Raw genomic sequence first — 13,782 nt, 5'->3', positions numbered from 1 at the left:
GAAGCTCCGTGTGAGGTGGTCAAAATTGACGTGCAATAGAACTGAGAAACATGTTGCCGATGACCGAAGAAGCTCAATCTGGTACCGTATCGACAGGAATCTTTGGTTAATCGATGGACTATTGGACAGATACAATGGAACAGTGGGCTGGAGCCACAATAGGTTTGATTTCAGTTCTTGGCTTGGCATCAACTTCACTCGCGGAAAATGTAACGCTAGACCAACTGCATGTGTCGGACCTGCCCTTTGTATCGTATTCTTGGGGGTCCCATGCTGGCCCGATGCCCGAGGGAAATAGTGTTCTGAGCTTATCTGATATGATGGTCCGCTCAGTTGGCGTCGATGTTTGGTATGGGCAATCCCATGACTTGGTCATTATTTCGGGCAGAATAAATTCACAAACTGATAGCGCAATAGAATTTAGCGTCCCCCTTGATACAGGCGAAGACTTCTCTCCACTCGGATTTGACGGCGTCAACGTCCAGATTGATATCAACGAAGAAACTCGAACTTGCGGGCCGAGTATTGACCCAAAATTACTTGAACCCAGTGATTTCGAGTTTGCAACGGCCCGAGTTACGACAGACACAGGAATAGCAACAGATTTGCGTATTGGTCCACTGTTGGTTGCGCCATTGGGTTCAAGCATCGATCCGGCTTGTAGTCCCTAGCTGTGCACGGTCATCTCGACTTCTATTCTGGATACGCGGGAACTGGCATCGATATTGTTGGGTATTCAGGGGCTAACTACACTCTGCCAGATTCACGCCCCTGCATGCTCCACTTGCCGTGCCAGTGCTATCAGCCGCTTACGCTCAGCCAATAGTGCTTTTGCACCCTCAGATTACCGAGCATAAGAACCGCAGAGGCAAGGTGATCAAGCGCACGCACTCGATCCCTAACTCGTTGCCCGAAGTCCAAAATAACAATTTAGTGGATTAAGGCTTCAACTGGCATAGTCCACACAAATCTGAACTGGAACCCTTGCTCTAAGCGCATGATGCATACCTTCTACATCTTTGAAACTTGCCCGTTCTGTGTGCGTACCCGCATTTTGGCTGGCTGGAAACGGCTGTCGCCTGAGCTCATCTATGTTTCACCGGGCCGTATTCCGCCCGAACTGGAGGGCCGAGTCGATAGGCTGACTGTTCCCATTCTGGTCGATGGTGAAACGCTGATCCAGGACAGCAACGAAATCATTCGTCACTTTGACACGATGGGAACCCGGATACTGCCCTCATATGGCACAAGTCCGGAACTGGAAGAATGGCGCGCATCCTTTGCTGCGCCACTCAACGCGCTCTGTTATCCACGGATGCCACACTTGAACCTGCCGGAGCTGACATCCCCTGAAGTTAAGGCCTTCTTTGAAAGAGCTATGCCAGAGCGGATTGGAATGACGTTTTCGGATGCGTTCGCGGAGACACAGCGGTTCGTGTGTGAAGTCGAGACCGCATTGCCAGAGGCAGAATCTTTTTTGACAGGCATCAACATAAGTTTTGACACTGTGGGGTCGACTCCGGCTCAGTGCAGAATAGGGCGCTAAGAGCTTCTAGCCCCGTTGACCCTTCGCTGCACGATGCTCGAACTTGTGAGATGCGGACAAAGGGTGCTTTCGCGATTGCGGCCCAAAAGGCTGCTTTGAGTTTTCTGGCACTCAGAGATGAGAGTCAGAACGTTCCTTTAACCAAGTCATAACTTCGGCAACGGCCCGGTTCGTTCTCACGGTTCGCGGCATGAGGACGTAGAAGTCTCTTCCACCGGCTTCCCATGTCTTGCCCACCTCTACGAGGCGACTGGTTTCGAGGTCATGAGCCACCAGAAAGCGGCTTACCAACGCTACACCTTGCCCGGCGATGGCCGCATCAACTGCGAGTGACGTCTGGCTCAGGCGAAGGCTACGCGGTGCCTGTTCACTCATCCCCAAATACTCAAGATACCTCGGCCAAAGATGATGGGTGTCATGTATTTTCGGCAGCTTGGGCAGAGCTTCTGGATCGGGAGGGTTGCGTCCATCGCCTGCGAGTGATGGCGCAGCCACTGCGACCAGAGATTGCTTGAACAACAATGTAGCGTCCAGCGACGCGCCAAATGGCGGCGATCCTTGACGCACCGCAAGGTCGATCCCGTCGCTGTGGAAGCTGGACACCTTCTCCGTGGCCAATATCCGCAAATCAATGCTCGGATGAGTTTCAGTGAAGTCCGGAAGATTGGGGATCAGCCATTTCGCCGCAAAGGTAGGGGTGACACTGATGATAACCTTGTGCGGCTCCGGCTTCAGTTCGGCTGTTGCGGATCTCAGGTCCGCGAACACTGCCGCAATCCGGCTGTGAAAGCTGCGCCCGACCGACGTGAACGCCAGACCCTTCGGCACCCGCTCAAACAGGGTTAGTTCCAGATGCGCTTCGAGCTGGCGAACATGCTGCGCAACAGCCCCTTGCGTCACGCCCAACTCATCGGCGGCAGCACGAAAGCTAAGACGACGGCCAGCAGCATCAAAGGCACGTAAACCATTGAGAGGAGGGAGTTCGGTCATATCGCAATAGTATTTCTATTGTCATAAAGCATCAATTCTCAATCGCACTCCAGCCAGTTGTCCACAATAATGGCTCCAAACATAGAAGGATTCCAGAGATGTCAGTAGAAAAAGTAGCTCTCATTACGGCAGGTGGCAGCGGCATGGGAGCAGATGCAGCACGCAAATTGGCGCAGGACGGGTTTAAGGTCGGTATCTTGTCGTCTTCCGGAAAGGGGGAGGCTCTCGGCGTTGAACTCGGCGGCTTTGGCGTTACGGGTTCCAATCTCGACAGCGATGCGCTGACTGCGTTGGTCGAGGGGGCGACGGATCGCTGGGGCCGCGTCGACGTCTTGGTGAACTCTGCTGGTCACGGACCAAAAGGTCCGGTCCTGGAGATAAGCGACGAGGATTGGCACCAAGGCATGGAAGTCTACCTTATGAATGTGATCCGCCCGACCAGGCTGGTCACACCCGTGATGCAAGCGCAGGGCAGCGGGGCAATCATCAACATTTCGACCTTTGCGGCGTTCGAACCTGATCCGCTCTTTCCTACATCTGGTGTCTTCAGGGCCGGGCTTGCTGCATTCACCAAGCTGTATTCTGACAAATATGCGGCAGAAAACATCCGTATAAACAATGTTCTTCCAGGCTTCATCGACAGCCTGCCGGAAACCGAAGATCGCAAAGCGCGTATCCCAATGGGGCGCTATGGATATGCCGCTGAAGTTTCCTCCCTGATTTCATGGCTCGCCTCGGAACAAGGCGGTTACATGACCGGTCAAAACCTGCGCGTCGATGGAGGATTGACCCGTGCCGTCTGACACCATTGTCATTGCGACATCCCGTGAACGCCTCATCTTTGCGGTCAAATGGGGCGCATCGGCCATTCAAATCCTGGGATATACCGCCACAGGATTTGGATGGACGCCTTGGAACCTTTACCTTTTCCTTGTCGGTGTTCTGGGATGGTTTGCCGTTGGCGCACTATGGAATGACAAGGCATTGATGTTGGTTCACCTTGTGGCTCTTGGCGCAATGTTTGCGGGCATGACAAGCAGCTGACGTAGCATAGCGGCCATTGGTTCCCGGCGCAGCATCGGTAAAATGGCTCTCTGGCCGATTTCGCCGCATGCTGGATGAATGTCCGGTGTTGCCGCCGCGCCAGGTTTCATGGGTTTTCCGCTTTCATCTTCCGCCATCTGTATTCGCCGGTCAGGATAATATGCGCCCATCCAAGGGGTGAGATGTGCGCAAGGAGATAGGCGGGTGTTTCCAATCCGGCTTTTTCCCGTGCGATGACCGCAGACCCGAGTTGCTTGGTGTTCCAGTAGATGATGATGGCGGTGAGCAGGTTCAATCCGGCGATCCGGAAGTGTTGGCCCTCTGTGGTGCGATCTCTGATTTCTCCCTGCCTGCCGATCCGAAGAGCACTTTTCAAGGCATGATGCGCCTCGCCTTTGTTAAGGCCAATATTGGCGCGACGCTGCATATCGGTATCGAGCGACCATTCGATGATGAACAGTGTGCGCTCGATACGCCCGATCTCCCGAAGGGCGATGGCCAGATCATGTTGCCGTGGCCGTGCCGCCAGTTTCTTCAAAAGTTGGCTTGGCTGCATCCTGCCAGAGAGCATGGTCGCAATGCAGCGCAGCACATCTGGCCAGTTTGCGATAATCGTATTTTCTCGGATTTTGTCGCCCACCAAGCCCTTCAGCTCAGTCGGGACACTGCGCCGATCAAAGACATGCAACCGTTTAGACGGTAAATCCCTGATGCGCGGGATAAACAGATACCCGAGAAGCGAGGTCGCAGCAAAAACAAGATCTGTGAAGCCGCCCGTGTCGGCATATTGCTCTTTGATCTGTTTTCCCGTTGGGTTCATCAGCAAGCCATCCAGGATGTAGGGTGCTTCGTTCACCGTTGCCGGGATGACCTGCGTGGCGAAGGGGCCATATTGATCTGATACATGGGTATAGGCTTTCAGGCCAGGTTCGTGACCGTACTTCGCATTGATCAGATTCATCGCTTCGCCCTGTCGCGTGGTGGGGAAGAATTGCCCATCACTGGAAGCGGTTTCACCGGCACCCCAGTATTTGGCCATTGGCAACTGTGCCTGCGCTTCGATCACAATGGCCAATGCCCGATTGATGGCCTCGCTTTCCACATGCCAGTTCGAGAGCCGTGCCAACTGAGTAAAGCTGTGCGTGCTGCTGGCCCCGGCCATTTTGCTCAAGCCGAGATTCAGGCCCTCTGCCAGAATGACATTCAAAAGGCCAAGCCTGTCTTTGCACGGTGCCCCGGTGCGCAGATGGGTGAAGGCATCAGTGAACCCGTGTCATTGTCCACGTCCATAAGGATGTCCGTGATCCGCACCTCCGGCAGGCGGCGATAAAGATCAAGGATGAGGCTATCGGCCTCAGCGGGTACATCAGCTTCAAGCCGGTCAACGCGCAATCTGCCATCCTCGATAACACCGCCGGGAAGGCTTCCGTTTTTGACTGCCATCGCAAGCCTGTGCAGCCCGTCTTCCAGGCGTTGTTTTCGATCTGCGATCCAGACTTCCGGTTCCAATGGCATCGACAAGCCCATGGTCTGCGCGGCCTCGACCGGAACCAAAGCCTGTTTCATATCAGAATAGCGGCGCGAGTGGGCAAGCCAAACATCCCCGGATCTGAAGGCTTCGCGCAGATGGAACAATACCGCAACGACCCATAGTCGGTCTCGATTGCTTTCTGGATTCCGCAAGTGACTTCGCCATTTCGACTGTGGCTGAAGAAAGGGCGCAGAGCGGCTTGGAATATCGCGCTTGGCGCGGATCACATCGGTCGCCGCCAGCAACGGCTCAGCCACACTGGCCCCCGCGATGTCCAATGCTGCCAGCATGCGTGGGGCATAGAGCTTGAACCGATGATAGCCCTGCTCGACATAGCCCAGTGCATCCGCCTTGACGGTCTTACCGAGTGCCCCCGCCGTTGCGACGAGGCGTTCCAGAGCATCCCAGCCACAGGATGCATCTACGGCACTGGCGACAGCCACCTCATCACCTTTGGTCAACAACAATGTCGTGCCCAAAGCCTCAAACCCGGCCAAGGTCGCTGCGATCTCCGATTGCGCGTCGGTAACACGGGCGTCGCAAATTCTCTTTGCTTCCCGCCAGATTGATCCAACGATCCGGTCATGGGTTTCGACTACGGTATCAGCGATGGCGGCTGACCATTCCACAATGCAGGTGGCAAGAATGGCCAAACGGCGATCACTGGTGATGTCCCGCAGCCCATCTGTAAAATAGCGCTCCCCCTGACGACGCAATTGCGCGACCCGGTGCGCCGGAATGTCGTCCAGGACAGCTGGTGGCAACCCAATCCGTTGAAGAAACTCCAGCCGGTCAAGCTGACGGTTGATGTCGGCAGAATTTTTTCCGACCTCGAACTGCCGCAGCCAGATGAAACGGCTGACTCGCGCATCCACCTCTTCGCTGAGCAAACAATCAAGGCGTGCGCGCATTTCTGCGTCGAGCTGAGCCGTAATGCGAGCCTCTACCCTGCGTTCAGCTGCAACCAACGCATCCGCGCAGTAACGCTCTATGACCGATATACCGGGCAGAATGATCTGCCGTCTGCGGCATTCTTCCACGAACTCTCTCACCAGAAACTCGCTGGACTGCGCCGCTTCAGCATTCTGATCCAGCCATTTCCGCATTTTCTTGGCGCGCTTGCCGGAGAACATCTTGAACCCGTACATCTTGCGCAGAGCTTCCAGATGTTCCCGGCGGGTCTTCTCCCGTGCGGCATATGGCAGGAGATCATCCGGCTTCAGTCCGAGTTGCGCGGCCACAAAACGGGAAACCGGCTCCGGGATCACCTCGCCAGACTTGAGCAAGCGACCTGGATACCGGAAGGCACAAAGTTGAAGCGCAAAGCCAACTTGGTTTTCTGGCCGTCGCCGTGTGCGGATGTGCTCAATGTCTTCATCATCCAGGGTGTAATGCCGAAGCAACGCCATCTCGTCTGTTGGAAGATCAAAAAGCGCCGCGCGTTGTCGCGCGGTCAGAACCGCTCGGTGTGCCATCGGATTGTACTTTCTTTATGAAATGGGGTCTTTGAAAGTAGACATATTGAGACCGTCCGCTTGCCATGTCTTTTTCAATGTCTCAATATGGCGGTCGCACAATTCCTTAACTTATATGAGACCCAATGGCCAAAGTCGGATATGCCCGTGTCAGCTCAGTCGGACAATCCCTGGACGTGCAGCGGGAAAAGCTGAGTGACTGCGACAAACTGTTTGAAGAAAAGCGCAGCGGCACCACCGACGCCCGACCTCAGCTCAAAGAATGCCTGAATTACGTCCGCGATGGTGACCAGCTCATCGTGACCCGGATCGACCGTCTGGCTCGATCCACCTTGCATCTCTGCCAGATTGCCGAGACCTTGCGGGATAAAGGCGTCGATCTCGTCGTCCTTGATCAGAACATCGACACATCCGATGCCACTGGACGGCTTTTGTTCAATATGCTTGGGGCCATCGGCCAGTTTGAGACCGAGATCCGCGCAGAGCGGCAAATGGACGGGATCAAGAAGGCGAAGGATCGAGGTGTTCAGTTCGGAAAGCGCCCCGCGCTTACTGATGATCAGATCATAGAACTGCGCGACAAACGCGCAAGTGGCACTCTGATCAAGGACCTCATGGCGGAATACAGCCTCTCGAAGGCCACCATCTACCGCTATCTCACCGAAAACGAAGGCTGAGCGCGACGACAGTACCCCGATCCGGGTTTTTCGCCTGTGAGCAAGATGTGCGCCCACCCGAGCGGCGAGATGTGGGCTAGAAGCTCTTAGCGCCCTATTCTGCACTGAGCCGGAGTCGACCCCAACTTGGGTGCAACCGCGATCAAAGATTGCGGATCAGGTATCTCTGAATTGGCTAAAACGTGCTGCTTCGTCTTTGACAAGACCTCAGGCGTAAGTTTCACATAATTTCAACTACGCGCCATTTGGTGGCTGACTTGCAAGCTTCAAGTTAGGTTGAAGCGGATGCGAGTTTCGAAATTGTTTTGCATGTGTGCCGCAAAACAGGATTATGCATGATTTATTTGAAAGGCTGCCACTTCTCGAAAAAAGCGGTTTTTACGCTGTCTACTTCCAATTCCGATATACGGTGTCTTACTGAAGCCTAGAGGAGATTAAAGAATCCAATTCTCAGTATCTCAGCAAAAGCTACCCAATCTTTGATCTAGACTTTGCTCGCCACAAATGCCTGGGCGATGGTGCACATCTTTTCCCTGGCCGCCATTCGGTCCATGTCATTTGGAAAGCTTTGTTCAATCACAGTTTCAATCTGAGTCATTGCTTCGTCCCGGTTGAGCCCGCCAATCTGCAAACCGCAGCGCATCCATAACCCGTCAATCAGCAAGCTGACTGTATGCGCGGTAACATGGGCCTTTGCCGCTTCTGCCCCGGTCTCCTTCAGCGCTGAATAGAGGTTGCTGTGCAGGCGGTGATAAATCGCGTTTTGCAGGCGTTGAAATTGGGGGTTGTGCGGAACCTCGGCACACATGGCAATCCATCCATGCGCGACCTCTGGTCTGAAGGTGGTAGGAGAGAAATTCGCTTCGATAATTGCATAGAAGCGTTCCCAGGGCGTCGCTGCCAAAGACAGGAAGGCGACCGCCTCTTTGCGCAGCGTAGCATTAGCACGGCGCATGGCGGTTTCGATGAGGGCCTGTTTGTTCGAAAAATAGTGCAGCACGCTGGCCTTGGAGGCGCCGGTATGTTCGGCGACACGCTGCAAGGTCGTGCCTTGCATACCGTGTAAGGACAGCACTTCGAATGCTGCGGCAGCGAATTCTTCACGGCGAATTTCGGCAATGCTTTTACGTCCCATTGGGCCCTCTTTTGACCGAGAATAGATTTAGTTGACTCTGCGGTCAATTTAAACGTATGGTCTGTTTATTGACTATAGGGTCAGTATAAAGACCACTGGGAGGAATTACGAATGCAAATGACACTCCGCAGCGCAACCATGGCCTCCGTACTGGCCGTTTGCGCCCATCAAGCCGCCGCCAATTGTGACACTGTGCGTATGGCCGAGCCAGGCTGGACCGATCTGGCCCTGACAACCGGTGTCGCGAGTACCGTGCTGGAGGGTTTGGGATATACGCCGGAAAGCGATGTTCTGGGTATTCCAGTGATCTATGAATCAATGGTCGGCAAGGATCTGGATGTATTCCTGGGCTACTGGGACCCGGCGATGGAAACCTATTATCAGGCCTATCGCGATACCGGCGACATCGAGACGGTGCACCAGAATCTGGAAGGCGCGAAATTCACCTTTGCGGTACCGAAATACGTCTACGAAGCGGGCGTGACCGATTTTTCACATCTGGTGGAAAACGCCGACAAGTTCGACAGCCAGATGTACGGGATCGAACCCGGTTCGAACGACATCATGCTGGACATCGTAGGCAAGGACGCCTTCGGTCTGGGCAGCTGGAAAGTCGTCGAAAGCTCGGAACAGGGCATGCTGGCACAGGTCAAGAAGAACCAGCGCAAAGAAGACTGGATCGTGTTCCTGGCATGGGCGCCGCACCCGATGAACACCCAGTTTGAAATCGAGTACCTGACCGGTGGCGACGAATTCTATGGCCCGAACTTCGGTGGCGCAACCGTGCATACCCAAGTGCGTAAGGGCTATCTGGAAGAGTGCCCGAATATCGGCAAGCTGGTAACCCAGATGACCTTCGACATCCCGATGGAAAGCGAAGGCATGGGCTATATCCTGGAAGATGGCATGGACCCGAACGAGGCTGGTGCCGCGCTTCTGAAGGCGCATCCCGAGTATCTGGACGCTTGGCTTGATGGCGTGACCACCTTGGATGGCAGCAGCGGTCTGGACGCAGTCCGGGCGCATCTGGGCCTGTAATCAAAGCGGGGTGAGCGATGCCTATCCAACAGACAATCGCCGGAAACTGCCCCATCTATGTCGAGATGCACGGCGACAAAGCCGCGCCGTGCATCGTGATGATCCTCGGGCTGGGAATGCAGCTGCCGGAATGGCCCCAGGGCCTGATTGACAGCCTGGCCCGGGACTTTCACGTCGTTTGCGTCGAAAACCGCGATATGGGGCGGTCTGGTCGGGCAGGGCCGGATATCGACCCCGAAGCCTTCAGACTGCTGGAATCGCAGCCAACCGTACACCGCTCCCCCTACACGCTGTTCGACATGCGCGACGATGTCCTGCGCTGCGTCGATGCCCTGGGCGTTGATCAATTTGCCGCGGTTGGGTTTTCCATGGGGGGCATGATCGCCCAGCTGGTCGCAGCCAAGCTTGGTTCGCGCGTCACCGGGTTGGCACAGATCTGCAGCAGCGCAGGCGAGGCAGAAATCCCAGCGCCGCCCGGTGCATGGGACCGTTTTAAGCGCACCGCGCGCCCGTTCGTATCTGAAACCGAATTTGTCGATTGGCTGACCGATGACCTCATCTGGTGGTCCGATCCGACACCGCTGACCAAAGAAGACGCCCGCGCGACGGCGCTGGACATGATCCAGGGCGGGTTCTCGTCCGGGGGATATGCCCGGCAGTTGCTTGCGCTCAATGGGTCCGGCGACCGGACGCCCGAACTAAAGTCGATCACGGCACCAACCCTGATCGTCGCCGGTGCGCAGGACCGCTGCGTGATGCCCGAAAGCTCGTATCAGGCGCATGCGCTTATCGCCAATTCCGAATTCGTACTGTGCGAAGACATGGGCCATGCCCTGGATCCGCAGGCCATCAAATATCTCGAAAACTGGCTGAGGAAGACACTTGACCCTCAGGACCAGCAAACAACGGCACATGCAGGAGGGAGGACCTGAAATGGAGTGGTTGGAATCCTATAAAATTCCGATTGGGAAATGGGCAAAGATCTTTGTCGAATGGCTGACCGATAACTTTTTCTGGTTTTTCGATGGCCTTTCCGCAGTTCTTGAGGGGATCATCCTCGCCCTGCTCTGGTTGCTGCAAGCACCAAACACCTTTGTGGTGATCGCGGTTATAACCGCGCTGTCCTGGCTGGTTCGGAAATCCATCGGCTTTACCCTGTTCACGGCGCTTGGGCTGCTGCTGATCGTCAACCAGGGATACTGGGTCGAAACGACTGAAACTCTGGCGTTGGTCTTTGCTGCTGCCGTGGTCTGCATGGGGCTGGGCGTGCCGCTTGGCATTGCCGCCGCTCGCAAACCCTGGCTGTACCGGATCATGGAACCCATCCTGGACCTGATGCAGACGATCCCCACATTCGTCTACCTGATCCCGGCGCTGATCCTGTTCGGTCTGGGTATGGTGCCCGGCCTGATCGCCACGGTGATCTTTGCCATACCCGCTCCGATCCGTCTGACCCATCTGGGGATCACCTCGACGCCCACGTCACTGATCGAAGCCGGCAAGGCCTTTGGGTCGACCCCGCTGCAGCTGATGTGGAAGGTGGAACTGCCTTATGCGCTGCCACAGATCATGGCCGGTCTGACGCAGACCATCATGCTGTCACTGTCCATGGTGGTGATCGCCGCCCTTGTGGGAGCCGACGGCTTGGGTGTTCCGACGCTGCGGGCGCTGAATTCGGTCAATATCGCCAAAGGGTTCGAAGTCGGCATCGCAATCGTTCTGGTCGCCATCATCTTCGACCGGATGTTCAAAAGAGGGAGCCCGTGACCGATGACTGACACAATGGTACGTTTCGACAACGTGAACATCGTCTTTGGCAATGAACCGAAGACCGCCCTGCCGATGATGGACAAGGGGATGTCGCGCGCGGAAATTCAGGAACAGACCGGACAGGTTCTGGGCGTTCATGATTGCTCAATCGATATCAAGAACGGCGAGATTCTGGTGCTTATGGGCCTGTCGGGATCCGGTAAATCAACCCTGCTGCGGGCGGTAAACGGGTTGAACCCGGTGGTGCGCGGCAAAGTTGAGGTCAACACCGGAAACGGCCTGGTGGATATCGTGCAGGCCAACGAAAAGGCTCTGCGCGGAATTCGCCGGGATCGCGTTGCCATGGTCTTTCAGCAATTCGGGCTGCTGCCCTGGCGCACTGTGATCGACAATGTCGCCTATGGGCTTGAGGTCGCTGGTGTCGACAAAGACGAGCGTCTGCGACGCGCCCGCGAACAGCTGGAACTGGTGCATCTTGAGGATTGGGCCGACCGCAAGGTTCAGGAACTGTCCGGCGGCATGCAACAGCGTGTGGGCCTGGCCCGCGCCTTTGCCACCGAAGCGCCGATCCTGCTGATGGACGAGCCGTTCTCGGCCCTTGATCCGCTGATCCGCAACAAGCTTCAGGATGAATTGCTGGAGTTTCAGCAAAAGCTGGGCCGTACGATTGTTTTCGTCAGCCACGATCTGGATGAGGCGCTGAAAATTGGGTCTCGCATTGCCATCATGGAAGGCGGTCGCATCGTGCAATGTGCGGAACCTCAGGACATCGTCCTGAATCCCGCGACGCCGTATGTCGCCGAGTTTGTGGCCCATATGAACCCGCTGAACGTCTTGCGCGCGATGGAGATCATGATTGAGCATTCCGGCCCCGTTCCTGCGGACGCCCGGGTTATCGCTGACACGACGCCCCTAAAGGACATCATTTCGATGCTCATAGAAGAGCAAAGCGAAATCATTGTTCTGGGGGCGGACGGGCCAATCGGCAAGATTGACGTCAAGGCCGCGCTGAGCTGCCTGTTGCGCACACAACAGGCCGAAGTCGCGGCGTAACAACCGGCGCCGGGGGCTATCTCTCTGGCGTCGCTGACCAATTTGCATCGGAGGTGTCGACCATGATCGCGCAACCCACTGCCAGCCATTTCGTCAATGGGGCTTATGTCGAGGACGAAAGCGGAGAGGCGCTGGATGTCATCTATCCGGCAACCGGCGGGGTGATTGCCAATCTGCACGAAGCATCGGCCGAACTCGTTGATCGCACCATTGCACAGGCGCGGGCAGCACAAAAGGACTGGGCTGCGATGTCCGGCGCCGAGCGCGGGCGCATCCTGCGCCGGGCCGCCGACATCATGCGCACGCGCAATCACGAATTGTCAGTGCTAGAAACCTATGACACTGGCAAGCCGCTGCAGGAAACCACTGTCGCAGATGCCACGTCGGGGGCCGATGCGCTGGAATACTTCGGCGGGCTGGCCGCCAGCCTGACCGGCGAACATATCCAGCTGGGCGAAGACTGGGTCTATACGCGGCGCGAGCCGCTGGGCCTGTGCGTTGGTATCGGCGCCTGGAACTACCCCACCCAGATCGCCTGCTGGAAAGCCGCGCCCGCGCTGGCCTGTGGCAATGCGGTGATCTTCAAACCGTCCGAGGAAACCCCGCTATGCGCGCTGAAAGTGGCCGAAATCCTGATCGAGGCGGGCCTGCCCGCTGGCCTGTTCAACGTGTTGCAGGGCCGGGGCGAGATCGGCGCGGCGCTGGTCACGGATCCCAGGGTGGACAAGGTCTCGCTGACCGGGTCGGTCCCGACCGGGCGCAAAGTCTATGCCGCCGCCGCCGAAGGCATGAAACATGTCACCATGGAGCTGGGCGGCAAGTCACCGATGATCGTTTTCGACGACGCTGATCTGGAAGAGGCCGTCAGCGGTGCCATTCTGGGGAATTTCTATTCCTCAGGTCAGGTCTGTTCCAACGGCACCCGCGTGTTCGTGCAGAACGGCATCAAAGAGGCGTTTCTGGCCCGCCTGCAAGAACGGCTGGCCGGTGCCATCATCGGCGACCCGCAGGATGAGGCGACGAATTTCGGCCCTCTGGTCAGCGCCCGTCAGCTTGAGATTTCGCTCAGCTACATTGCCTCGGGCAAGGAAGAAGGCGCACGGCTGGTCTGTGGCGGCGAGCGGATCGACAAACCGGGCAACTGGATCACGCCTGCGGTTTTCGCCGATGTCAAAGACGACATGAAAATCGCCCGGGAAGAGATTTTCGGACCCGTGATGGCAGTGCTGGATTTCGACACCGAAGACGAGGTGATCACCCGCGCCAACGCCACCGATTTCGGTCTGGCCGCCGGGGTGTTCACCAATGACCTCAAGCGCGGTCACCGTGTGATCGCCCAGCTTGAAGCCGGCAGCTGCTTTCTCAATTCCTATAACGATGCCCCGGTCGAAGCGCCGTTTGGCGGCGTCAAGCAATCAGGCGTGGGCCGGGAAAACTCGAAGGCCGCGATCGAACATTACAGCCAGGTCAAGTCGGTCTATGTCCGCATGACCTCGCTCGAAGCACCGTTCTAAGGAGGATTC

Annotated in this window: 12 protein-coding genes and 1 pseudogene; 10 read left to right on the top strand and 3 right to left on the bottom strand. The window is 56.4% G+C overall.

Features of this window, described 5'->3' with window-relative positions:
- Window positions 1–113: 113 nt before the first annotated feature.
- Together ACR3E4_RS21730 and ACR3E4_RS21725 are read left to right on the top strand one after the other, a co-directional pair.
- On the top strand, window positions 114–671 hold the full coding sequence (locus ACR3E4_RS21730; RefSeq protein ID WP_480535142.1) for a hypothetical protein: 558 nt from the start codon (window positions 114–116) through the stop codon (window positions 669–671).
- A gap of 326 nt (window positions 672–997) precedes the next feature.
- Window positions 998–1,546, top strand: a complete 549-nt coding sequence (locus tag ACR3E4_RS21725; protein WP_480535143.1) for a glutathione S-transferase N-terminal domain-containing protein — start codon at window positions 998–1,000, stop codon at window positions 1,544–1,546.
- Between the two features lie 111 nt (window positions 1,547–1,657).
- Here the strand turns inward: ACR3E4_RS21725 and ACR3E4_RS21720 are convergent, their stop codons facing one another.
- Entirely contained in the window at window positions 1,658–2,536 is an 879-nt protein-coding gene (locus ACR3E4_RS21720) for a LysR substrate-binding domain-containing protein (protein WP_480535144.1), read from the bottom strand.
- 98 nt (window positions 2,537–2,634) lie between these two features.
- Here ACR3E4_RS21720 and ACR3E4_RS21715 point away from each other — a divergent pair, with 98 nt between their 5' ends.
- A complete protein-coding gene (locus ACR3E4_RS21715) occupies window positions 2,635–3,339 on the top strand; it encodes an SDR family oxidoreductase (protein WP_480535145.1) in 705 nt (234 codons plus the stop codon).
- Window positions 3,329–3,580 carry a DUF6552 family protein gene (locus tag ACR3E4_RS21710; protein WP_480535146.1) on the top strand — a complete coding sequence of 84 codons (252 nt, stop codon included), beginning with the start codon at window positions 3,329–3,331 and terminating at the stop codon, window positions 3,578–3,580. The genes ACR3E4_RS21715 and ACR3E4_RS21710 overlap by 11 nt, the downstream gene beginning before the upstream one ends.
- 106 nt (window positions 3,581–3,686) lie before the next feature.
- Here ACR3E4_RS21710 and ACR3E4_RS21705 read toward each other — a convergent pair.
- Window positions 3,687–6,586: pseudogene (locus tag ACR3E4_RS21705) on the bottom strand (Tn3 family transposase).
- A gap of 125 nt (window positions 6,587–6,711) precedes the next feature.
- On the opposite strand from ACR3E4_RS21705, the gene ACR3E4_RS21700 reads away from it, so the two are divergent.
- Complete coding sequence (locus ACR3E4_RS21700; protein ID WP_480535148.1) at window positions 6,712–7,263, top strand: recombinase family protein; 552 nt, start codon at window positions 6,712–6,714, stop codon at window positions 7,261–7,263.
- Between the two features lie 484 nt (window positions 7,264–7,747).
- Here the strand turns inward: ACR3E4_RS21700 and betI are convergent, their stop codons facing one another.
- On the bottom strand, window positions 7,748–8,398 hold the full coding sequence (betI, locus tag ACR3E4_RS21695) for a transcriptional regulator BetI (RefSeq protein ID WP_480535149.1): 651 nt from the start codon (window positions 8,396–8,398) through the stop codon (window positions 7,748–7,750).
- A gap of 111 nt (window positions 8,399–8,509) precedes the next feature.
- Here betI and choX point away from each other — a divergent pair, with 111 nt between their 5' ends.
- From choX to betB, 5 genes are all read left to right on the top strand, one after another.
- Window positions 8,510–9,436, top strand: a complete 927-nt coding sequence (gene choX, locus ACR3E4_RS21690) for a choline ABC transporter substrate-binding protein (protein ID WP_480535150.1) — start codon at window positions 8,510–8,512, stop codon at window positions 9,434–9,436.
- 17 nt (window positions 9,437–9,453) lie between these two features.
- A complete protein-coding gene (locus ACR3E4_RS21685) occupies window positions 9,454–10,368 on the top strand; it encodes an alpha/beta fold hydrolase (protein ID WP_480535151.1) in 915 nt (304 codons plus the stop codon).
- 1 nt (window position 10,369) lies between these two features.
- Window positions 10,370–11,203 (top strand): choline ABC transporter permease subunit, encoded by an 834-nt coding sequence (gene choW, locus ACR3E4_RS21680; protein ID WP_480535152.1) that lies wholly within the window; start codon window positions 10,370–10,372, stop codon window positions 11,201–11,203.
- Between the two features lie 3 nt (window positions 11,204–11,206).
- A complete protein-coding gene (gene choV, locus ACR3E4_RS21675) occupies window positions 11,207–12,259 on the top strand; it encodes a choline ABC transporter ATP-binding protein (protein WP_480535153.1) in 1,053 nt (350 codons plus the stop codon).
- 62 nt (window positions 12,260–12,321) lie between these two features.
- Window positions 12,322–13,773, top strand: coding sequence for a betaine-aldehyde dehydrogenase (gene betB / locus ACR3E4_RS21670; RefSeq protein ID WP_480535154.1), 1,452 nt, complete (start codon window positions 12,322–12,324; stop codon window positions 13,771–13,773).
- Window positions 13,774–13,782 lie beyond the last annotated feature (9 nt).

The organism is Ruegeria sp. AP11 (assembly GCF_056535865.1).
The sequence above is the reverse complement of the archived record's forward strand: the minus strand, read 5'-3'. Positions and strand labels throughout refer to the sequence as shown.